The organism is Serratia sp. X10, from assembly GCF_017811775.1.
GTDB classification, from domain to species: Bacteria; Pseudomonadota; Gammaproteobacteria; order Enterobacterales; family Enterobacteriaceae; genus Serratia; species Serratia ureilytica.
The window spans coordinates 931,287-953,287 of the sequence record NZ_JAEIOH010000001.1 but is presented as its reverse complement, the minus strand read 5'-3'; the positions used below and the strand labels follow the sequence as shown (position 1 = coordinate 953,287).

Annotated in this window: 19 protein-coding genes; 14 read left to right on the top strand and 5 right to left on the bottom strand. The window is 62.1% G+C overall.

Going from position 1 to position 22,001, the window contains the following annotated elements:
* Positions 1-61: 61 nt before the first annotated feature.
* The 7 genes from J9788_RS04715 to J9788_RS04685 all read left to right on the top strand — a co-directional run bounded on the left by J9788_RS04715 (position 62) and on the right by J9788_RS04685 (position 7,553).
* Entirely contained in the window at positions 62-1,504 is a 1,443-nt protein-coding gene (locus J9788_RS04715; protein WP_182264423.1) for a diguanylate cyclase, read from the top strand.
* A 104-nt stretch (positions 1,505-1,608) separates the two neighbouring features.
* Entirely contained in the window at positions 1,609-1,959 is a 351-nt protein-coding gene (locus J9788_RS04710; RefSeq protein WP_025302905.1) for a DUF1428 domain-containing protein, read from the top strand.
* Between the two features lie 11 nt (positions 1,960-1,970).
* On the top strand, positions 1,971-2,444 hold the full coding sequence (locus tag J9788_RS04705) for a VOC family protein (protein WP_042784572.1): 474 nt from the start codon (positions 1,971-1,973) through the stop codon (positions 2,442-2,444).
* A 27-nt stretch (positions 2,445-2,471) separates the two neighbouring features.
* The gene (locus tag J9788_RS04700; protein ID WP_182264424.1) at positions 2,472-3,161 is read left to right on the top strand and encodes a VIT family protein; all 690 of its coding nucleotides are present in this window, start codon (positions 2,472-2,474) and stop codon (positions 3,159-3,161) included.
* Between the two features lie 109 nt (positions 3,162-3,270).
* The gene (locus tag J9788_RS04695) at positions 3,271-4,608 is read left to right on the top strand and encodes a D-serine ammonia-lyase (protein ID WP_182264425.1); all 1,338 of its coding nucleotides are present in this window, start codon (positions 3,271-3,273) and stop codon (positions 4,606-4,608) included.
* A gap of 395 nt (positions 4,609-5,003) precedes the next feature.
* The gene (locus tag J9788_RS04690) at positions 5,004-6,362 is read left to right on the top strand and encodes an MFS transporter (RefSeq protein ID WP_182264426.1); all 1,359 of its coding nucleotides are present in this window, start codon (positions 5,004-5,006) and stop codon (positions 6,360-6,362) included.
* A gap of 12 nt (positions 6,363-6,374) precedes the next feature.
* Positions 6,375-7,553, top strand: coding sequence for a 4-hydroxybenzoate 3-monooxygenase (locus tag J9788_RS04685; RefSeq protein ID WP_182264427.1), 1,179 nt, complete (start codon positions 6,375-6,377; stop codon positions 7,551-7,553).
* A 64-nt stretch (positions 7,554-7,617) separates the two neighbouring features.
* Here J9788_RS04685 and J9788_RS04680 read toward each other — a convergent pair whose 3' ends face one another.
* From J9788_RS04680 to tet(41), 4 genes are all read right to left on the bottom strand, one after another.
* A complete protein-coding gene (locus J9788_RS04680; RefSeq protein ID WP_152665244.1) occupies positions 7,618-9,054 on the bottom strand; it encodes a 6-phospho-beta-glucosidase in 1,437 nt (478 codons plus the stop codon).
* Positions 9,055-9,182: 128 nt separating this feature from the next.
* Positions 9,183-9,917: a MurR/RpiR family transcriptional regulator gene (locus tag J9788_RS04675; protein ID WP_033643147.1), complete on the bottom strand. Its 735-nt coding sequence runs from the start codon at positions 9,915-9,917 to the stop codon at positions 9,183-9,185.
* 258 nt (positions 9,918-10,175) lie between these two features.
* Positions 10,176-11,132: a sulfonate ABC transporter substrate-binding protein gene (locus J9788_RS04670; RefSeq protein ID WP_033643146.1), complete on the bottom strand. Its 957-nt coding sequence runs from the start codon at positions 11,130-11,132 to the stop codon at positions 10,176-10,178.
* Between the two features lie 198 nt (positions 11,133-11,330).
* Complete coding sequence (gene tet(41), locus J9788_RS04665; RefSeq protein ID WP_182264428.1) at positions 11,331-12,509, bottom strand: tetracycline efflux MFS transporter Tet(41); 1,179 nt, start codon at positions 12,507-12,509, stop codon at positions 11,331-11,333.
* A 64-nt stretch (positions 12,510-12,573) separates the two neighbouring features.
* Here tet(41) and tetR point away from each other — a divergent pair, with 64 nt between their 5' ends.
* The 5 genes from tetR (at position 12,574) to J9788_RS04640 (ending at position 18,121) form a co-directional block, all read left to right on the top strand.
* Positions 12,574-13,215, top strand: coding sequence for a tetracycline resistance transcriptional repressor TetR (tetR, locus tag J9788_RS04660; protein ID WP_046898309.1), 642 nt, complete (start codon positions 12,574-12,576; stop codon positions 13,213-13,215).
* Between the two features lie 175 nt (positions 13,216-13,390).
* On the top strand, positions 13,391-13,864 hold the full coding sequence (locus tag J9788_RS04655; protein WP_033643143.1) for a (2Fe-2S)-binding protein: 474 nt from the start codon (positions 13,391-13,393) through the stop codon (positions 13,862-13,864).
* Positions 13,861-16,119 (top strand): molybdopterin cofactor-binding domain-containing protein, encoded by a 2,259-nt coding sequence (locus J9788_RS04650; protein WP_182264429.1) that lies wholly within the window; start codon positions 13,861-13,863, stop codon positions 16,117-16,119. The genes J9788_RS04655 and J9788_RS04650 overlap by 4 nt, the downstream gene beginning before the upstream one ends.
* A 28-nt stretch (positions 16,120-16,147) precedes the next feature.
* On the top strand, positions 16,148-17,446 hold the full coding sequence (locus J9788_RS04645; RefSeq protein ID WP_182264430.1) for a cytochrome c: 1,299 nt from the start codon (positions 16,148-16,150) through the stop codon (positions 17,444-17,446).
* A 69-nt stretch (positions 17,447-17,515) separates the two neighbouring features.
* A complete protein-coding gene (locus tag J9788_RS04640) occupies positions 17,516-18,121 on the top strand; it encodes a nitroreductase family protein (RefSeq protein ID WP_033643140.1) in 606 nt (201 codons plus the stop codon).
* A gap of 209 nt (positions 18,122-18,330) precedes the next feature.
* Here J9788_RS04640 and J9788_RS04635 read toward each other — a convergent pair whose 3' ends face one another.
* Entirely contained in the window at positions 18,331-19,227 is an 897-nt protein-coding gene (locus J9788_RS04635) for a DMT family transporter (protein ID WP_182264431.1), read from the bottom strand.
* A 129-nt stretch (positions 19,228-19,356) separates the two neighbouring features.
* Between J9788_RS04635 and J9788_RS04630 the strand changes: the two genes are divergently transcribed.
* Together J9788_RS04630 and J9788_RS04625 are read left to right on the top strand one after the other, a co-directional pair.
* Positions 19,357-19,926: a helix-turn-helix domain-containing protein gene (locus tag J9788_RS04630; RefSeq protein WP_241427814.1), complete on the top strand. Its 570-nt coding sequence runs from the start codon at positions 19,357-19,359 to the stop codon at positions 19,924-19,926.
* A gap of 121 nt (positions 19,927-20,047) precedes the next feature.
* Positions 20,048-21,973, top strand: coding sequence for a DUF3857 domain-containing protein (locus tag J9788_RS04625; protein ID WP_182264432.1), 1,926 nt, complete (start codon positions 20,048-20,050; stop codon positions 21,971-21,973).
* Positions 21,974-22,001: the final 28 nt, after the last annotated feature.

The following is a 22,001-nucleotide window of genomic DNA, read 5'->3' as shown; positions in this document are numbered from 1 at the left end:
GCCGACGGTTGTGACGCGAACAGACTGTCACTTTATGCTAGCGGAAGTCTCTGGATCCAAGATGCAAACCACCTCGTTGTCTGATACCCGGAAAATCTGGCCCGCGCTCATCATTTTTTTGTTGGTGTTCACCCTGTGTCTGCTGGGCATCGTGAGTCGTCCCGGCAGCTTTCTGGCGATATTCTGGCCGGTGAACGCCGTACTGCTGGCCGTTTTGGTGCGTCGGCCACAGTGGGCTACGCGGGCCGGCTGGGGCATGGCGGTGCTGGGCTATCTGGCGGCGGATCTGTTGACCGGCAGTTCGCTGCAAAAGACGCTGCTGCTGAACGTCGCCAATCTGACCGGCGTCGTGGTGGGGTATCTGTTGTTCATGCGGCTGTCGCCGCCGGCGCGCATGTTGCAACGCGGCACGTCCAGCATGTACCTGTTCGGCATCTGCCTGGCCGCCGCCGCCGCGACCGGCGCGGTGGGCGCCGCAACTTCGCAGTGGCTGTTCGGCAGACCCTATCTGACCTCGCTGGCGCTGTGGTTCTCGTCCGAGTTCACCAATTACGTCACGCTGATGCCGTTTATTCTGGCGTTTCCCGGCGATTGGCGACGTCGCCTTGCGGCGGCCGGCGCCATGTTCACCCAGCGCAGCCAATGGCCGCGGGCGGGGCGAAAACTCACGGTGTTGGCGCTGCTGTTGCTGGCGGCGGTGTGCAGCGTGCTGATCGGCGGCCCCGGGGCGGTGATCTTTCCCATGCCGGTGCTACTGTGGCTGGCGATGTCCTTCTCACTGTTCTGCACCATGATTGCGGTGCTGATCTATGTGCTTTGGTGCCATCTGGCTATCGATTTCGGGCTGTTGAGTTCGACGCTCGACATGAAGGTGTTGCAAAACGCAGTATCGATGCGTTTGGGCATCGCGCTGCTGGCGCTGGGCCCCATCGCCGTGGCCAGCATGAACTATGCGCGCAATGCGCTGCTGCGCACGCTGGAGCACGTGGCGAATCACGATGCGTTGACGCACGTGCTGACGCGCAATGCGTTTATGCAGCGCGGCGAACGGTTGATAGACCAAAAGGGCGAGCTGATGTGCGTCATGATGCTTGATATCGACTATTTCAAATCGATTAATGACCGTTTCGGCCATGCCGGCGGCGATCAGGCGCTGATGGCCTTTACCCGCGCGATCGCCGCCGATCTGAGCGTCGGTGACCTGTTCGGCCGCATGGGGGGCGAAGAGTTCGCCATCGTTTCGACGCTCGGCCAGCCGCAGCAGGGATGGCAATTGGCCGAACGCCTGCGGCAACGCATCGAAACGGAGTCTATCCTGATGCCGGCCGGGCATCCGCTGCAGATCACCGTCAGCATCGGCATGGTGACCTGCCCGGGCGGTTCCGGCCAAAGCCTGGCGGATCTGCTGAAGCTGGCGGATCTGGCGGTGTACAAAGCGAAAAACGCCGGCCGCAACCGGGTCGCCACACCGGAATCGTCTCCGCCGGCCTGTCACGGCCGCTGAACTTCCGATCCGCGCTGCGTGCCGGCGGTCTAAACTGGTAAGGGACGCGGGCATTTCCGCCTGCGCCGAACCGACTGTCCTTAATCAGACAAGAGGATGCCAGAATGAAATACGTAGACGGGTTTGTGGTGGCGGTGCCGGCCGCCAATAAGGAGGCTTATCACCGGTTGGCGGCGGCGGCAGCGCCGCTGTTCAAAGAGTTTGGCGCCACGCGCATCGTGGAGTGCTGGGGCGATGACGTGCCCGATGGCAAGCTCACCGACTTTCGCGGCGCGGTGAAAGCCCAGGAAGACGAAGTGGTGGTGTTCAGCTGGATAGAGTACCCCTCCAAAGCGGTGCGCGACGCCGCCAATGAGAAAATGATGAACGATCCGCGCATGAAAGCGCTGGGCGAGATGCCGTTCGACGGCAAACGCATGATCTTCGGCGGTTTCGCGCCGATCCTCGATGCGTAAAGGAGGCGCAGATGGCCAGAATTACGCAACATCTGTGGTTTGAAAAAGACATGGAAGCGGCGCTGAATTGCTATGTCGCGCTGATCCCCGGATCGTCCGTGAACTGGTTTTCCGACCTGCCGGCGGATACGCCGAGCGGCCCGGCCGGCAGCGTGAAGCTGGCCGCCTTCACGCTGGGGGACCAGCGCTACGCGGCGATCGAAGCCGGGCCGCTGGATCCGTTCAATCACAGTTTCTCCGTGATGGTGGAATGTGACGATCAGGCGGAAGTCGACAGGCTGTGGGATGCGTTGAGCGAGGGCGGCGAGGCGGAGCAGTGCGGCTGGCTGCGCGATCGCTGGGGGCTGTGCTGGCAAATTGTGCCGCGGCGCCTGACGGAGTTGATGAACGATCCCGACGCCGCCCGCGTGCGGCGGGTAACGGAAGCGATGCTGCTGATGGGCAAAATCGACATCGCCGGGCTGGAAGCGGCGGCGCGCGAGTAGCGCAACAGTCACAGAGGGAGAAAACGGATGCACCGAGAACGGCACAGTATTGAACGCATCGGCTGGCTGCGGGCGGCGGTGCTCGGCGCCAACGACGGCATCGTTTCAACGGCCAGCCTGCTGCTGGGCGTCGCGGCGGCCAGCGCCTCGCATTCCGCGCTGATGATCGCCGGCGTCGCCGGGTGGGTGGCCGGCGCGATGTCGATGGCCACCGGCGAGTATGTGTCGGTCTCGTCGCAGGCGGATACCGAAAAGGCCGCGCTGGCGGAAGAGCAGGCGGAGCTGCTTGAAGACTATCCGGGGGAGTTTCGCGAACTGACGTCAATCTACGTGCATCGCGGTCTGGATCCGGCGCTGGCCCGGCAGGTGGCGGAAAAGCTGATGGCGCATGATGCGCTGGAGGCGCATGCGCGCGACGAACTGGGCATTTCCTCCACCACCCGCGCCCGGCCGCTGCAGGCTGCGTTGGCGTCGGCCCTGAGTTTCTCCCTCGGCGCGCTGTTGCCGCTGCTGGTGGCGCTGTGGGTGCCGGTCGCCTGGACGCGGCCGGCGCTGGTGGCGTCGGCGCTGATTTCCCTCGGCGTTCTCGGCGGCATCGCCGCGAAAACCGGCGGCGCGCCGATCTTGCCGGGCGTGGCGCGCATCCTCATCTGGAGCGCACTGGCGATGGCGGTTTCTTCCGGCGTCGGCCTGCTGTTTGGCGTGACGGCCGGCTAACGTCGCGCTTGCATCAATCTATTGCACCTCAAGCTCAGAATTTATCATTTGTCAGCCGCCGGCGTTCGCGGCAAGGTGACGGCAACGCCAACATCAGTCAGGGACACTTATGCAGAAATCACAGATCCTATCGTGGGTCGCCCAGCATCCGCTGTTGCAACGCATGGTCGCGCTAGAGCCGATCACCTGGTTCAATCCGCGCGCGACAACGCTGGCCGCTGGCTTGCCCCACGTCGGTTTGACCGCCGCCGACGTCGCCGACGCGGAGCAGCGCCTGGCGCGTTTCGCGCCTTATCTCGCTGCGGCCTTCCCGGAAACCCAACCGACAAAGGGGATCATCGAATCCGAGCTGGTGGTGATCCCGGCCATGCAGCTTGCGTTGGATCGGCGCTATGGGCAGACATTGGGCGGGCGCCTGCTGTTGAAAAAGGACAGCCATCTGCCGATTTCCGGCTCAATCAAGGCGCGCGGCGGTATCTATGAGGTGCTGACGCACGCGGAAAAGCTGGCGCTGGAGGCGGGGCTGCTGCACACCGGCGACGACTACGCCCGGCTGTTTTCCGATGAGTTCCGTCAATTCTTCAGCCAGTACCGCATCGCCGTCGGTTCGACCGGCAATCTGGGATTATCCATCGGCATCATCAGCGCCCGGTTGGGGTTTGACGTCAGCGTGCACATGTCGGCGGACGCGCGGGCGTGGAAAAAACAGAAGCTGCGCGACAATGGCGTGACGGTGGTGGAGTACGCCGACGATTACGGCGTGGCGGTCGAACAAGGGCGCAAACAGACGGCGAACGATCCGAGTTGCTTCTTTATCGATGATGAAAACTCGCAAACCCTGTTCCTCGGCTACGCGGTGGCCGGCGGCCGCCTGAAGCGGCAGTTTGCCGAACAGGGCATCGTGGTGGACGCGCAGCATCCGCTGTTCGTTTATCTGCCGTGCGGCGTCGGCGGCGGGCCGGGCGGCGTCGCCTTTGGCCTCAAGCTGGCGTTCGGCGATCATGTTCACTGCATTTTTGCCGAACCGACCCATTCCCCTTGCATGTTGCTCGGCGTCTACAGCGGGTTGCATGACGGCATTGCGGTGCAAGATCTCGGCATCGACAACCGCACGGCGGCGGACGGGTTGGCGGTGGGGCGCGCCTCCGGCTTTGTCGGCCGGGCGATGGAGCGCCTGCTGAGCGCGTTTTACACCCTGAGCGACGAAGAGATGTTCGCGTTGCTCGGGTTGTTGGACAGGCACGAGCATATCCAGCTGGAACCCTCCGCCCTGGCGGGCATGGCCGGGCCGTGGCGCGTTGCCGCCCATGCGGGAGAGCTCAGCGAGCAGGGCATAAGCGCCGAGCACCTGGCCCAGGCGACGCATCTGGTATGGGCGACCGGCGGCGGCATGGTGCCGACGGCAGAAATGGCGAAATACCTCGCGGCCGCGCAAACGGCGCCGTGAGCCAATAGCGCCGAGGCTTGCGCTCGCTTCCTGTTTTTAGGCGGCGAGCGCGGTTTGACAAGCGCCGGTTCCCTCCGGCCCAGGGTCAACGTCAGACCGGGCGCTCATGATGTTTTTAAAATGTTAACAAAATCACAACTCCCCACGCCGCAGTCACGGCTTAAATCTCCATATCCAATTAATAGTAAATAAGATTATTTTATTTACCGTTTTCTGATGTTCGTTTATCGCACGCTTATTTTTTTAACAATATTGAAGCATTCGCCGTGGGGTGGTTTGATTTGATTGTCGATTAACGAACTATATTCCGATAATCGCACAAATTAACCCTCTCGCCGGCTCGCAGCCGGCTGTTCCGTGCGGTGAGGTTTGCCGCACTCTCTGAGGAGCACGCCATGCCACATGATAACAACGTAGAAATTCGAGGGTTTATCGATAACCAGCCATTTTCTCGCTACCAGTGGTTGATACTGGTTTTGTGTTTTTTGGCGGTCGCGCTGGACGGTTTCGATACCGCCATTATCGGCTTCATCGCCACGTCGCTGGTGCAGGAGTGGGGAATAGACAAAACCGCGCTGGGGCCGGTAATGAGCGCCGCGCTGGTCGGTCTGGCGGTAGGCGCGTTGGCCGCCGGCCCGTTGGCGGATCGCATCGGCCGCAAGAAAGTGCTGGTGATTTCGCTGCTGCTGTTCGGCGGCTTCAGCCTGCTGACTGCCTTCGCCGGCTCGCTTTCGACGCTGACGCTGCTGCGCTTTCTGACCGGGCTGGGGTTAGGGGCGGCCATGCCGAACGCCGCCACGCTGATGTCGGAATATGCGCCTCAGCGCTGCCGAGCCCTGATGGTGAATCTGATGTTTTGCGGTTTCCCTCTCGGTTCGTCGCTGGGCGGTTTTTCTTCCGCCTGGCTGATCCCGCATTTCGGCTGGCAGAGCGTGATGGTGCTGGGCGGCGTTATGCCGTTGCTGCTGGCGCTGGTCCTGATCGGCGCCTTGCCTGAATCCGTGAGCTTCATGGTCGCGCGCGGCTATGCCGCAGAGCGCATCGCCAGGGTGCTGAAACGCATTGCACCGATCCGAATGACGCCGCCGCCGCGCTTCATGTTGCAGGAAGAGGGGCAGGTAAAGGCAGCGTCGCCGCTGGGCATGATCTTTTCGCGTCGCTATCTGCTGGGCACGTTGATGCTGTGTCTGACTTACTTCATGGGATTGATGATCTTCTATCTGCTGACCAGTTGGCTGCCGCTGCTGATCCGTGAAACCGGCACCTCCGTTACGCAGGCTTCGCTGATCACCGCGCTGTTTCCGCTCGGCGGGGGGCTCGGCGTATTGATTATCGGTTGGTTGATGGATCGTATGAACCCGCACAAGGTGGTGGCCGTCGGCTATTTGCTGACCGGTTTGTTCGTCGGCATCATCGGCTATGTCTATACCTCTCCGCTGCTGATGGCGCTCACGGTGTTCATCGCCGGCACCTGCATGAACGGCGCCCAGTCATCCATGCCGGCCCTGGCGGCCGGGTTCTATCCCACCCAGAGCCGGGCGACCGGCGTAGCCTGGATGCTCGGTCTCGGGCGTTTTGGCGGCATTCTGGGGGCGATGAGCGGTGGCGTGCTGATGCAGATGCAGCTGTCGTTCAGCACCATTTTCACGCTGTTGGCCATCCCGGCGCTGATCGCGGCGCTGGCGCTGCTCGCCAAAAAACACCTTTCCGGCGGCTACCCGGCGCTGCCGGCGCCGCTCAACAAAATGCTATGAGGGAGTCATGCTATGCGCACACAGGTTGTGATCATCGGCGCCGGTCCGGCCGGCTTGATGTTGTCCCATCTGCTGCACCTGCAAGGTGTGGAATCGGTGGTGTTGGAAACGCGCAGCCGGGAGGCGGTGGAATCGACCATTCGCGCCGGGGTGCTCGAACAGGGGACCGTCGATCTGCTCGAGCAGACCGGATTGGGGGAGCGGATGCGGCGGGAAGGGGCGCGGCATCAGGGGATCCGCTTGGCGTTCGGCGGCCGGCAGCACCGCATCGATCTGGCCGGATTGACCGAGCGCGCCGTCACCGTTTATGCCCAGCATGAAGTCTTGAAAGACCTGATCGCCGCGCGTCTGGCGGCGCAGGGCCATCTGTTTTTCGAGGTGGAGCAGGTTGAATTGAGGGCGCTGGACAGCGCGCAACCCGAGGTTCACTACCGTCATGGCGACCAGCCGCGCCGTCTCCGCTGCGACTTTGTCATCGGCTGCGACGGATTCCACGGCATCAGCCGCGCGGCGATGCCCGGCGGGCTGCGGCAGGATTACACCCGCACCTATCCGTTCGGCTGGTTCGGCATTCTGGTCGAAGCGCCGCCGTCCAGCGAAGAGCTGATCTACGCCTGCCATCCGCGCGGTTTTGCGTTGATCAGCACCCGTTCGCCCGGCGTGCAGCGCATGTATTTTCAGTGCGATCCTGCGGAACAGGTCGATCAATGGTCGGACGATCGTATCTGGCGCGAGTTGGAGCAGCGGCTGGAAAACCATGAAGGCTGGACGCTGAAAAAGGGCCGCATATTTCAGAAAAACGTGGTCGGCATGCGCAGCTTCGTTACCGAACCGATGCGCTACCGGCGCCTGCTGTTGGCGGGCGACGCGGCGCATATCGTGCCGCCGACCGGGGCCAAAGGGTTGAACCTGGCCATGGCCGATGTTTGCCTGTTGTCCCAGGCGCTGGAGACGTTTTACCGGCGAGGCGACTGGCAACGGCTGGACGATTACAGCGACACCGCCTTGCAGCGGGTCTGGCGCGCCGAGCATTTTTCCTGGTGGATGACCCACATGCTGCATACCCGGCGGGAAGACACGCCTTTCGAACACCGGCTGCAACTCTCAGAGCTGCAGTACACGGTGAAATCGCGCAGCGCTATGACGATGCTGGCGGAAAATTATGTCGGGGCGCCATTCCCGGCGATATAAGCGAAAACGCCCATGCCGTTCGGCATGGGCGAGAAGGGGCGTCACCGCCTCTGAGCTGCGGCGGTTACAGCTGTTCGCCGTTGCTGGCGATCACCCGACGATACCAGTCGAAGCTTTTCTTGCGCGACCGTTCCAGCGTGCCGGTGCCGTCGTCGTGTTTATCGACGTAGATGAAACCGTAGCGCTTGCTGTACTCGCCGGTAGTGAACGACACGCAGTCGATGCAGCCCCACGGCGTATAGCCGATCAGATCTACGCCGTCTTCAATCACTGCCTTTTTCATCTCTTCGATATGGGCGCGCAGATAGTCGATGCGATAGTCATCGTTGATCTGGCCATCTGCTTCCACCTTGTCGAAGGCGCCGAAGCCGTTTTCCACGATAAACAGCGGCTTCTGGTAACGTTCATACAGCACGTTCAGCGAATAGCGCAGCCCGACCGGATCGATCTGCCAACCCCAGTCGGAGGCTTTGACGTGCGGATTCGGCACGTTGCCCGGGAAGCCGAACATGCCGTCGCTGCCGTCCACCGCGTTGGCCTGCAGCGCATTGCTCATGTAATAGCTGAAGCCGATGTAATCGGTGCAGCCCTCGCGCAGGATCTGCGCGTCCTGCGGCTGCATCTCGATCTTCAGCCCTTTGCGTTCCCAGTCACGCAGCAGGTAGCTGGGGTAGTAGCCGCGCATTTGCACGTCGGTATACAGATAGCGTTGGTGCATCGCTTCCACGGCGTACATCACGTCGTCCGGTTTGCAGGAATAAGGGTAGAACGGCACGCAGGCCAGCATGCAGCCGATCTTGAATTCCGGGTTGATCTGATGGCCGAGTTTGACCACCTGCGCGCTGGCGACGAACTGGTGGTGCAACACCTGGTACAGCGTCTGCTCGGGGTTGTCTTCCTGGGTGTAGTCCACGCCGGAACAGCAGTAGCCGAACAGCGGGTAGCGGTAGTTGCTCTGGTTATTGATTTCGTTGAAGGTCATCCAGTACTTCACTTTTTCGCGGTAGCGGTGCATCACCACTTCGCTAAAGCGCACGAAGAACTCCACCACCCGGCGATTTTTCCAGCCGCCGTAGGCTTTTACCAAATGGTAAGGCATTTCGAAGTGGGACAGGGTGATCACCGGCTGGATGCCGTATTTCAGCAATTCGTCGAACAGGTCGTCGTAAAACTGCAGGCCGGCTTCGTTCGGCGTTGCTTCGTCGCCGTTCGGGAAAATGCGCGTCCAGGCGATCGAGGTGCGAAAACACTTGAAGCCCATCTCGGCGAACAGCGCCACGTCCTGCTTGTAGCGGCCGTAGAAGTCCACCGCTTCGTGGTTGGGATAACGATAGCCGTCGAGCACGCCGTCGGTCATCACGCGATCCACGCCGTGCGAACCGCCGGACAGCACGTCGGCGATGCTTGGCCCTTTGCCGCCCCGATCCCAACCGCCTTCAACCTGGTGCGCGGCGACCGCGCCTCCCCACAGAAAATCTTTCGGCAACTGTTTCATCGTCAATGTCTCATCTTATTTAATGAAGGGTAATAACGTTCGCATTGCCAATAGAGTAACAAGACCGAAAGAAATGTCACGATATAACAAATCGCCGTAAAACGTGATTTGTCACAATAAAAAAACAGCCTGTTTTATTTTATCGCGTTCATTCTTCCCAGGCGCTTGCCGATGGTTTCAATAATATAAAGCACGGGAATTTGCGTAGTAATATTATGATGATCGCCGATCAAGTGTTGTGGGACGTGATAAGACAGGTTGAAGTCCGCCAGCCGCGCCAGCGAAGAGGTTTCGTTGTTGGTGATGCTGATGATTTTACAGTGGTGCAGGCTGAACTGGCTGGCCAGCCGCAGGATCTCTTCGGTTTCGCCGGAAACCGACAGCATGATCGCCACCGCGCTTTTATACATATCGCTGTTGACGGGATAATAAGGATCGTCGATATGGGTGCTGAATTTTCCGACGTTGGAAAAGAAACGCGCGCCATATTTCCCCAGGGCGCCGGAGGTGCTGATGCCGACGAAAATAATTCGCTCGGCGGCGGCGATATGCCGCACCGCTTCATCGAGCAACTGATTAAATTCATCGTTGCTGACGCTTTTAAAAAAACTGAGAATTTCGCCGATGCCGGAATCGACCGGCGGCGCATCGGTTTGCTCCAGGTACAGTTTGAAACGGATGCGAAATTCCGAATAGCCGTCACACCCCATTTTTTTGCAAAACCGCAGCACGGTGGTGGTGGACACGCCGGCGGCCTCGGCCAGTTCGCGGATGGTCATGTACATCACTTGATTCTTGTGTTTGCTGACGTAGTTATAAACCATCAGCTCCAGGGCGTTGAGCGCGGCGATTGCTTTGTGGGTAAACATGAGTCGATCCGGCGGCTGAAAACGGGAAGCGTATCTGCGGGTTAACATAACAAAATTCCCCGCCGCTGGCACTGTCGAACAAAAAAGAAAAGCCGCACCAGTCAGGGGCGGCCCAGGGTTCACGACGAACAAATAAAGCAAAACGTACCGGAAGACATGCCATGAAAACGCGTTTCATCACACAGGGTTAGCATAGGTCAGCTTACTCCGGTGGCAAAATGCCGGTTTCTGCTTTCTAAAGCCAAAGCGCGGCAAAGGCTACGGCGCCTCGGGCTTATCTTCGGACCAGCGGGCGGCGTTGACGTCTACCTTACCCGGCAGCAGTCCGATGGCGGTAAATTTATCCGCCAACTGCTGTTGCTGTCTGAACACCTCCGGCGACATGCGCTGGCTGCCGAACGGCATGCGGGCGATGGCTCTGGCCCAAATGGCCTGATCCAGGCCGGTGCTCTGAGCGAGGATCGCCGCCGCTTCCTGCGGATGGCCGTTGGCCCAGTCGCTCAGCGCGCCGAGCTGTTGAATCACCTGCTTGGCGCTGTCCGGGTAGGTTTCGGCAAAGCGGCGGCTGGCGAGATAGAAGGTGTAGTGTGGCACCAGGCCTTCCGCGTCTTTCAGCCGGCGGGCGTTGGCATGGGTTTCCACCTCGGCGTAGTAGGGATCCCAAATCACCCAGGCGTCGACGCTGCCGCGCTGGAAGGCGGCGCGGGCATCGCTCGGCGGCAGATAGACCGGCGTGATGTCCTTGTAGCTCAAGCCGGCCTGTTCCAGCGCGCTCACCAGCAGGTAATTGACGTCCGACCCTTTGTTCAGCGCCACGCGTTTGCCTTTCAGATCGGCTACGGAGCGGATCGCCGAATCCTGCGGCACCACGATGGCTTCGGTTTTCGGGCTGGGCGGCGAATGCGCCAAATAAACCAGATCGGCCTTGGCGGCTTGCGCGAAAGCCGGCGGGGCGTCGCCGGTCGCCGCCAGATCGATGCTGCCGACGTTCAACCCTTCCAACATCTGCGGGCCGGCGGGGAATTCTATCCAGCGAACCTTGACGCCCTGCGGCTCCAGGGTTTTCTCCAGCGTGCCGCGGTATTTCAGCAGCGCAAAAATGTTGGCTTTCTGGTAACCGATGGTGATTTGTTGCGGTTTCTCCTGCGCGCCGGCCGGCAGACTAAACAGGCCGAGCAGCAGGGCGGCGATCAGCGGCGTTGTGAGTTTTCTCATCCTGATTTTCCGATAGGCGAAGTGAACGGTAGCGATGACGCGCTGGGCGTAACGCCATGAAACGGCATTTAAATTTTCCTGCGGCGGGATAAGGGCGATGATAATGAGCGGCGCAGTGGCGTGTAAAGCGCCCGCTTATGCTGAATAATGCCTTGCTTAGCCATAAATCAGCTTAAGCGGGAAAGGGTGAGCTCGACGTTATGCCGCGTCACGCTCGCGCGAACGCGCCAGCAACAGCGGAACCAACAGATAGAGGGCGGCGGCCAACGCCCAGACCAGGCCCGGCCAGACATCGCGCGTGGCGGCGTACAGCGCCGTCGCCACCAGCGGCCCCGCGACGCCGATCAGGCTGCCCATGCTGGCCAGCGTCCCTTGCAGCTCGCCCTGATGATCGTCGTCCACCTTTTGCGCCATTAACGCCTGCAGCGCGGGCAGCGCCATACCGCCCGCCGCGAAGAACGGCAGCAAGGCGAAAGGTGCCCAGCCGCGCGTGGCGATCGACAGCAGCGCCAGGCCCATTGTGTCGGCGGCCAGGCCGATCAGCAGCGCCTTGCGTTCGCCGAGCCGCGCGACCAGCGGGCCGATGGCGAAGGCCTGCGACAGCGCGTGGCAGGCGCCGTAACCGGCCAGCGACAGGCCCGCCACCATCATGCTCCAGCCGAAACGATCCTGACCGTATAAAATCCACAATGTGGCCGGCGCCTGCGAAACCAGCGCCATGATCAGGTAAATGCCGGCCAGCGGCAGCAGGCCAGGCTTGCCGTGCAGCCGTCGCAATGACGAAAAGGGATTGAGGCGGATTTTCTCGGCGGCGCGGGCGCGGGGTTTACGCGATTCCGGCAGCAGGAAAAACGCCATCGCCAGGTTGACGGTGTTCATCGCCGCCGCCGCCAGGAAGGGCGCATGCAGATGCCACTCGCCCAGCGAACCGCCGAGCAGCGGGCCGACGATAAAACCGACGCCGAATACCGCGCCCACCAGGCCGAAACGCCGAGCGCGTTGACCGGCCGGCGTAATGTCGGTGACGTAAGCGGTGGCGACCGCCATGTTGGCGCCGGTGATGCCCGCCAGCAACCGGCCCAGATAGAGCCAGGCCAGCGTCGGCGCGAACGCCATCAGCAGATAGTCGGCCGCCGCGCCGGCGAGCGAGATGAGCAGCACCGGCCGCCGGCCGAAACGATCGCTCAGCGCGCCGAGGATCGGCGAGAACAGAAATTGCATTAACGCATAGGCCGCCAGCAGGGTGCCGTAGTGCAGGCTGCCGGCGTCAAGACCGCCCAGCGAACGCAACAACGCCGGCAGAATCGGCATGATCAGACCGATGCCCACCGCATCCAGCAACACCGTCAACAAAATAACCAGCATGGTTTTTTTCAAAATTGTGACTCTAACAGTGATAGAGTATTGAGTATTCCACAGTTACCCTATCAGTGATAGAGAGATGAGCGAAAAAAATACTGCGACACGTTTAACGCGAGAAACCGTCCTGCGCGGGGCCCTGGCGTTGCTGAACGACATCGGCATCGATGCCCTGAGCACCCGCCGCCTGGCGCAACATTTGGGCGTGCAATCTCCCACGCTCTATTGGCATTTCAAGAACAAGGCCGAGCTGCTGAAGGCGATGGCGGAAACCATCATGCTGGATCACCGTGAAGAGGTGCCCGCCGACATGCCCTGGCAGGATTGGGTTGTCACCAATGCCGGCAACTTCCGTCGGGCGCTGCTGGCTTACCGCGACGGCGCGCGTCTGCACGCCGGCACCCGGCCGCAGGAGCCGCAATTCGCCGTCATTGAGGCCAAGGTGGCGCTGCTGTGCCGGGCGGGGTTGACGCCGGAGCGCGCGGTAAACCTGCTGTTCGCCGTCGGGCGTTTCGTGGTGGGCTGGGTGCTGGAGGAACAGCAAATGCAGCCTGACGATCCGCTCAATGATGCCGACCGCCGCCGTTATCCGCTGCTGTGCCAAGGCTGGGAAACATTGCAGGAGAAGGGCGCGGATGCGCTGTTCGAAGCCGGCGTGCGGCTGTTGGTCGATGGCGCCGAGGCCGGACTGACGATCGACAATAATCACGGGCGGCAATCATAAAAGCGCGCTTATCTATCGGAAATTTATAGAAAATACCCACTTTTCGTTAAAGCCATGGCGGCTACATTCCCTTAACATCGTCAAGTCTTTTGATGATAATTATTAGCACGCTGCGCAATTATTCACCGCAGTGATGTTACGGATTAAATCCGTTTGTTTAAGGGATAGTTTCACCATGGAAATCAACGTTAATGGCCGGGTGGTTCCACTCGGCAATCTCGCGCCCGACACGCCGCTGCTGTACGTTTTACGCAACGATCTGCACTTGAATGGCCCCAAATATGGCTGCGGCCTGGGGGAGTGCGGCGCCTGCACGGTACTGATCGACGGCGTCGCCGCGCGTTCTTGCTCAATGCCGCTGGCCGCCGTAGGAAGCAAGTCCGTCACCACGCTGGAAGGCCTGGGTACGCCGGAGGCGCTGCATCCGGTTCAGCAGGGGTTTATCGATGAGCAGGCGGCGCAGTGCGGTTACTGCGCCAACGGCATGATCATGACGCTGGTCGCGTTGTTCGAACGCGAGCCGGATGCAGATGAACAAACCATCAAGAAAGAGCTGGCCTACAACCTGTGCCGCTGCGGTACCCACCTTGAGATCTTGCGCGCCGCCGAGCGCGCCCGCGATCTGCTGGCTGCGCGGAGGCAAGCATGAGCCGCCTCGAACTGACCCGCCGACAGTTGTTGCAAGCCGGCGGTGTGGTGATGGTCAGCAGTCTGCTGCCCGCGCCGTTTAACGCCTTCGCCGCCGAGGCGGTTGCATCGCCTGCCGATCTGCCGCTGGATCGGGTGGACAGCTTTATCAGCCTCACCGCCGACGGCCGGGTGACGGCCTTCAATGGCCATGTCGATCTCGGCACCGGCATTCGCACCGCGCTGGCACAGATCGTCGCCGACGAAATTTGCGTGCCGTTCGAGCACGTCACGATGATCCTCGGCGATACGCAACGCACGCCGGATCAGGGGCCGACCATCGCCAGCGCCACCATCCAGGTCACGTCGGTGCCGCTGCGGCAGGCGGCGGCGCAGGTGCGACATATGCTGACAGCGCTGGCGGCCAAAGCCTTCGAACTGCCGGCCGACCAGCTGACGGCGGCGGCGGGACAGGTATTTGTGACCAAGCACCCGGGGCGTTCCTTGAGCTATGCGCAGCTGGCGAGCGGGCAAAATCTGCATGTGACGCTGGATAAAAACGTGCCGCTGAACGGTGAACAGCAGGGCCGCTATGTCGGCCGCGCCGTCGCCCGGGTCGATATTCCGGCCAAGGTCAGCGGGGGGCTGACCTACGTGCACGACCTGCGCTTGCCCGGCATGCTGCATGGCCGGGTGGTGCGCCCGCCTTACGCAGGCGCCGACAGCAGCGCACCGCTGGGCGGCGGCCTGTTGTCGGTGGATGAAAGTTCGATCGCGCATCTGCCGGGTATCGTGAAACTGGTGGTGATCAACGATTTCATCGGCATTGTGGCCGAGCGCGAAGAGCAGGCGATCGCCGCCATGCGCCGGCTGAAAACCGAATGGAAACCCTGGGCCGGCCTGCCGGACCTGTCGCCGGAGGCGCTGCCCGCCGCGCTGGAAGCCAACCCGAAAACCGACCGTGTGCTGCGCGATGATGCGGGCACGGACGAGGCGTTGGCATTGCTGCATACCGAAGTGCGGGCGGACTATGTCTGGCCTTACCATCAGCACGCCTCGATCGGCCCGTCCTGCGCGGTAGCGGAGGTCAAAGACGGGCGGGCGCAGGTGTGGTCCGGTACGCAAAACCCGCACGATCTGCGCAAAGATATCGCCAGGCTGCTCGAGTTGCCGTCTGAGCAGGTGCACATCACCCGCATGGAAGCCTCCGGCTGCTATGGCCGCAACTGCGCCGACGACGTCTCGGCGGACGCGGCGCTGTTGGCGCGGGCCACCGGCCGCCCGGTGCGGGTGCAGCTGATGCGTGAACAGGAATCCGGCTGGGAGCCGAAGGGCACCGGCCAACTGATCCGGGTGCGCGGCGGCCTCGACGCGCAAAATCGGGTGGCGGCTTACGAGTTGAAAACCAGCTATCCCTCCAACAATGCGGTGACCTTGCCGCTGGTGTTGACCGGCAAGGTGGCCAACCGGGCCGACGTGCAACAGATGGGCGATCGCACCGCCATTCCGCAATACGCGTATCCGCACATGCGGGTGATCTGTCAGGACGCCGCGCCGATCGTGCGGGCGTCGTGGATGCGCGGCGTTTCGGCGCTGCCCAACGTGTTCGCCCATGAATCCTGGATCGACGAGCTGGCCTGGCGCGCCGGCGAGGATCCGATCGCGTTTCGCCTGCGTTACCTGAACGATCCGCGCGCGGTGGCCTTGATTGAGGCCCTGAAGCGCCAGGCTAACTGGCAAGACGGCCCGGCGCACCGCTCGCGCGCCGCCGGGGCCGAAGTGGTGAGCGGCCGCGGCTTCGCCTATGCGCGCTATTTCCACAGCAAATTCCCCGGCTTCGGCGCCGCCTGGGCGGCCTGGGTGTGCGATCTCAGCGTCAATCGTCTTTCGGGGCAGATCACGCTCGATAAAATCTTCGTGGCGCATGATTGCGGCCGGATGATCAATCCGGCCGGGGTGCGCCATCAGGTGCACGGCAACATTATCCAATCCGCCAGCCGGGTGCTGAAAGAGTTTGTCACCTTCAACGAGTCGGGCGTGACGTCATTGGACTGGGGCGGCTATCCGATCCTGCGCTTTGACGAATTGCCGCAGATCGATATCCAACTGATCGACCGCCCGGACGAAGCGCCGATGGGCGCAGGAGAGTCCGCCTCGGTGCCGAGTGCGGCGGCGATCGGCAACGCGCTGTTTGACGCCCTCGGCGTGCGCCTGCGCGAGGTGCCGTTCACACCGACGCGGGTGCTCGCCGCGCTGCGCGCTCAGGCCGGCCATTAACCCCCCGTAACGAACAAGGACAGCAAAGATGAGTAAGATGAAAAAAATCGTCGGGTGGGGCGGCGTCACGGTGATCGCCGTTGTGGTCGCCGGCGTGGTCGCCAGTTGGCAGCCGGAGATTGCGCCGCTCGCCGCCGATGCGACCCACAGTTTCAGCGAGGCGCAGATCGCGCGCGGCAAAACGTTGGCCGATCTCGGCGACTGCGCCGTGTGCCACACCCGTGCGGGCGGCGAGCGCAACACCGGCGGGTTGGCGATGGAGATCCCCTTCGGCACCATTTACACCACCAACATCACGCCGGACGTGGAAACCGGCATCGGCAGCTGGAGCTACGCGGCGTTCGAACGCGCCATGCGCCACGGAGTCGATCGCCAGGGCCGCTATCTCTATCCGGCATTTCCTTATACCGCCTTTACCCGCACTCGCGACGACGATCTGCAGGCGCTGTATGCCTATCTGATGTCGCAGCCTCCGGTCAAGTACCGGCCGCCGGCCACCGATCTGCACTTTCCGTTCAACATACGCCAGGGCATCTTTGCCTGGAACCTGCTGTTCCTGACGCCGGGCGCGATGCCGGAACAGGCGACCCAAAGCGCCGACTGGAACCGCGGCGCGTACCTGGTCGAAGGGCTGGGGCACTGCAGCGCCTGCCACTCGCCGCGCAACGTGCTGTTCGGCGAGAAAACCGGCGGCGAGCACCTGGCCGGCGGCGTGGCGGAGGGATGGACGGCGCCGGCGTTGACCGGCCGCTCGCCCGCGCCGCTCGCGTGGACGCAGCAGGATCTGGTCGATTTCATGCGCACCGGCTACTCGGCCAACCACGGCGTCGCCGCCGGCCCGATGGCGCCGGTGATCGAAGAAGGGCTGTCGCGCTTGCCGCAGGCCGATCTGCAGGCGATCGCCGTCTATCTGCGCAGCTATCATCCTGAAACGGCGGCGGGCGCTACGGCGACAACGTTAAACGCTCAGGCGGAACGGCAGGTGGAGCCTTTGAGTTCGGAAGGGGCGCGGCTGTTTTCCGGCGCCTGCATGGCTTGCCATGCGCAGGAAAAAGGCGCGCAGATGGCGGGGGTGCGGTCGTCTCTGGCGCTGAACACCAACCTGTTCGCCGACGCGCCGGACAACGCCATTCGTGTGGTGCTGGACGGCATACAGCGGCCGGCGAACGCCGAGCTGGGCTATATGCCGGGCTTTCGCCATAACCTGAATGACGCGCAGATCGCCATCCTGCTCAACTACCTGCGGCAGCATTACGCCAGTCAGGCGCCGTGGCCGGACTTGGTGGCGCAGGTCAGCCGTTTGCGCGCCGAAACCGCGCAGAAATAGCCGTCTGGGGCTGGACAGCCGCGTCGCGTTGACGACAATAGACCTTTTCACATGGACAGAGGCAGTAAAATGAATACGTTAGACGCGATCCGCCAACGCCGCGCCACCAAGCAGTTCGATACGCAGCACGTGATGACGCTCGAAGAGAAAAAAGCGCTGTTGAACATTGCGCTGCAGGGCGCTCCCAGCGCGTTTAACCTGCAGCACTGGCGCCCGTTGCTGATCGAAGATCGCGCGCAGCGCGAGAAAATTCGCGAGGCGGCGTGGGGCCAGGCGCAGGTGACCGACGCGTCGATGCTGGTCGTGCTGTGCGGCGATCTGTCGAGTTGGGAATCGAAGGTAAAAACCGTTTGGGCTGACGCGGCGGAGCCGGTGCAGCAGTTCATGATCCCGGCCGTCGATCAGTATTATCGCGGTAAGCCGCAGGTGCAGCGCGACGAAGTGATGCGCAGCAGCGGCATCTTCGCCCAGACGTTGATGCTGGCGGCCAAGGCGCAGGGCTACGACTCTTGCCCGATGGACGGTTTTGATTTCGACGCGGTGGGCGAGATCATCAATAAGCCGGCGCATTATCAGATCGCGCTGATGGTCGCTATCGGCAAGGCGGCGGGGCAACCTTACCCGCGCATCGGCAAGCTGCCGTTCGACGAGGTGGTGAAAACCGATCGCTTCTGAGCTGAACGGTGAATGACAAAAGGGAAGGCTTGCGCCTTCCCTTATTTTTTTATGACGCACAGTTCGTTCCAGTAACTGAAACGGATGCGCCGTTGCAGGCGGTGATGCCACATAGAACACTCCTTCTACCCTACACGGTTTAAATAAATAGCACCGCGCCGAACATAAGGCGAATGCCTTATTGTGCATAGCTTGCCCGTCGGACGGGATTAACCGATTTTACCGACCCGGTGCGCGGCGGGTGCCCATCGCCAGCCGAAGTTCATGCCCGCGGCCGCGCCGAGAATGGCCAGCGTGCCCAGCAGCTGCAACAGGCTGAGACGGTGCCCGAACGCCGCCCAGTCCACCACGATCGCCACTGCCGGGTAGATAAACGACAGCGCGCCGACCAGAGCGGTGGGGATTTTCTGGATAGCGCCATAGAGCAACGTGGACATCACCCCGGTATGCACCAGGCCGAGGGTGGCCAGCAGCAGCCAGTCGAACGGTTCTGCGGGAAGGCGGGCCAGACCGGCGAACGGCGCCATCGCCAGCGCGCCAACGGTCAGTTGAATCAACACGATGAGCTGCGGCGGTAACGCGGCCAGCTGTTTGACGATCGCCGCCGCCAGGGCGTACATCAGGGCTGCGCCGAGCGCCAGCGCCACGCCCAGCAGATAGTCGCCATCGCCGCCACCGCTCTGCCGGCCGGTGACGATCAACACCATCCCGGCGAACGCCAGCAGAAGCCAGCCCAGCCGATTAGCCGTCAGTTTTTCGCCGAACAGCAGCGCTCCCAGCGCCACCAACATAAACGGTTGAACATGGTAGGTCACGGTGGCGACAGCGATCGAGGCATGCGCATAGGCGGCAAACAATAGCGTCCAGTTGAGCACCAGCGCGAGGCCCCCCAGGACGGCGAAGGCCAGCTGTCGCCGGTTGATCACACCCTGTTTTAACTGGCCGAGCGCGGCGCAGGTGGCCAGCATCGCCAGCGCGCCGAACGCGCAGCGCCAAAACACCACCGTGGCGGGCGGCTGCCCTAATACGATCACCGGCCAACCGACGGTGCCGGAGATCGTCATGGCGAGGATCATTTGCACTGCGCCGCGCGTTTTCGTTTTCATGTCGTTTCCCTCGCGGCCTGACCGTGCTTGTGGTGAAGTCGCTTAATCATTAAAATGAACAATCGAACATTATGATGAACATGGTTGACAGTGTTCGTCAAGTCGAACAAATGAATGATATAACGAACAATGAGCGAGAACCTAATGCAGAACATCACGCCGATCGGCCTCTTGTCGGCGGCAATCCGCCGTGAGCGGGAGCGATTGAACCTGTCCGTCACCGAACTGGCGAAGCGCGCGGGTATCGCCAAGTCCACGTTGTCGCAGCTCGAAGCCGGCAGCGGTAATCCCAGTCTGGAAACGCTGTGGGCGTTGGCGATGGCGCTGGATGTGCCGGTCAGCCGACTGATTTCGCAACCCAGCAGGCAGGTGCAAGTGATCCGCGCTCATGAGGGGACCGCGGCGGTGTCAGAGCAGGGCAACTACGCCGCCACGTTGCTGGCCACTTGTCCACCGGGCGCGCAGCGCGACATTTACCGGCTACGGGTGCAGCCCGGCGAAGTCAAACTTTCCCGGCCGCATCCGCCGGGCACCGTCGAGCATGTGATCATCAGCAGTGGACGGGCGTGCCTTGGCCCGGCGGATCAACCGCAGGTGCTGAGCGCCGGGGATTACATCAGTTACTCCGCCGATCGCGAGCACGTTTTCGAGGCCCTGGAGCCGGAGACCACCGCCGTCATGCTGATCGAGCAGGGCTAGCACGCGTTGATGGTTCGTTTATTGAAAATGATTCTCAATTATATTAGTGTGCCCGCCTGTTTTGACGCCGGGACGGGCATATGGCCCGGTGTCGCTGCTTAACGCCCTTCAAGGACCGAAGATGAAAATCGCTATTCCTTCCATACTGTTACTCGCCGGTTTGACGGCGACGCACCCGGCCACCGTGTTGGCCGCTGCACCGCCCGCCGCGGCGGATCAGGGCCAGAACGACACGGCCAACAATGATTTCAGCTTCGTGCGCTATCGCGCGGATTACCGCGTTAACGCCAACGCCACCAACGTGAAGACGGAAAGCTACGAAGTGCTGCTGAAAACCAAGGCGGCGGTCGAAAAATTCAGCCAGATCCGCCTGAGCTACAGCGAGAAAATGGAAACGCTGGAGGTGGTCGCCGCCTATACGCTGACCGCCGACGGCCAGCGCCACGATGTGGCGCCCGATCGCATCTATACCCAGGAGAGCTATTCCAGCGCCACGGCACCGCTGTATGCCGATCGCAAGGTGCGCGTCATCGTGTTCTCCAATCTGGCGCCGGGATCGCGCGTGGTGTATGAGCTGCGCCGCACGCAAAACACCCCGTATTTCCCTGACTATTTCGGCCTGTGGGAGACGTTCAGCGTTTTCGATCAGTTCGACGACGCCGAAGTGACCCTGCAGGCGCCGGCCAAGCTGCCGATGCATATCTTCACGCGCGGCGTCGAGGGCGGGGACCAACCGCAGATCCGCAACGGCCAGGCGCACTGGCGCTGGCATTATTCGCGCAGCGCGCCGATGAAGGCGCAAAACTGGGCGGCGGACAGCTGGACCTTCAGCCCGACCATCATGGCCAGCACCTACCGCGAGTGGCCGCAGTTGGCCAAGGCCTACCAGCTGAAGGCCGGCGCGGCGGCGAAGGTGACGCCGGGCATTCAGGCGCTGGCGGACAATATCACCGCCGGCATCAGCGATCGGCGCGAGCAGGCGGAGGCCCTCTATCGCTGGGTGGCGCAAAACATTCGCTACGTGGCGGTGTACCTGGGCAACGGTGGGCTGGAGCCGAATTCGGCGCAGAGCATTCTCGATAACCATTACGGCGACTGTAAGGATCACGTGGTGATCCTGGAGGCGCTGCTCGCCGCCAAAGGCATTGAAAGCTCGCCGGTGCTGATCGGCATGGATGAAGGCCCGATACTGCCTAAAGTGCCGCTGCTTGGCCGCTTCAATCACGCCATCACCTACGTGCCGGAATTCAAACTGTACCTCGATTCCACCAATCCCTGGGCGCGTTTCGGGCAACTGCCGGAGGGCGATTTGGGAGCGCCGGTGCTGCTGACGCGCGACGCCAGGCTGGCGCGCACGCCGGGCAGCGATGAGCAGCCGGTCAAGAGCGCGCTGAACGTCGATTTCGTGTTCGACAAGGCGGGCAATCTGCGCGGACAGACCGAGCGCCGGCTGAGCGAAGTGGAAGAAATTGACCTGCGGGGCTACTTCTCGCAGATCAACCGTCAGAATCGGGCGCAGGCCGAAGCGACGATCATGTCCGCTTCCGGCATCGACGGCAACGGCGAGGTGGCGATGAACAGCGATCCGCTGGATCTCAAAAAGCAGTTCGGCTATCGCTTCCGCTTCAAGGCGGACGACTACGTCGATTTCGGCGTGGTGGGCGGCATGACGTTGCCCAACCCGCCCGGCGGCAAATCGTTCCGCACGCTGTATACCACCACGGCGGCGGCGGGCAACGAAACACCGTTTTACTGCACCGCGCAGCGCTACGACGAAACCTACCGTCTGCAGCTGCCGGCCAACGTGCCGATCATCGCCATTCCGCAAGACAGGCAATTCCGCAATGCGGCGGGCGACTATCGCGTTGAGTGGCGGCGCGACGGGCAGCAGGTGACCGTCAATCACCGCCTGCAGGTGAACGCCATTCGCGGCAAGGAAGCGCTGTGCCAGGCGCAGGATTACCCGGCGTTCCGCGAGCTGTTCCAGCAGGTACGGCGCGGTTTCCGCGGCCAGGTGGTGTACGGTGAATTGGCCAACGGCAAATAAGCCGCTGCCCCGTCGCGCCAAGCGGCGG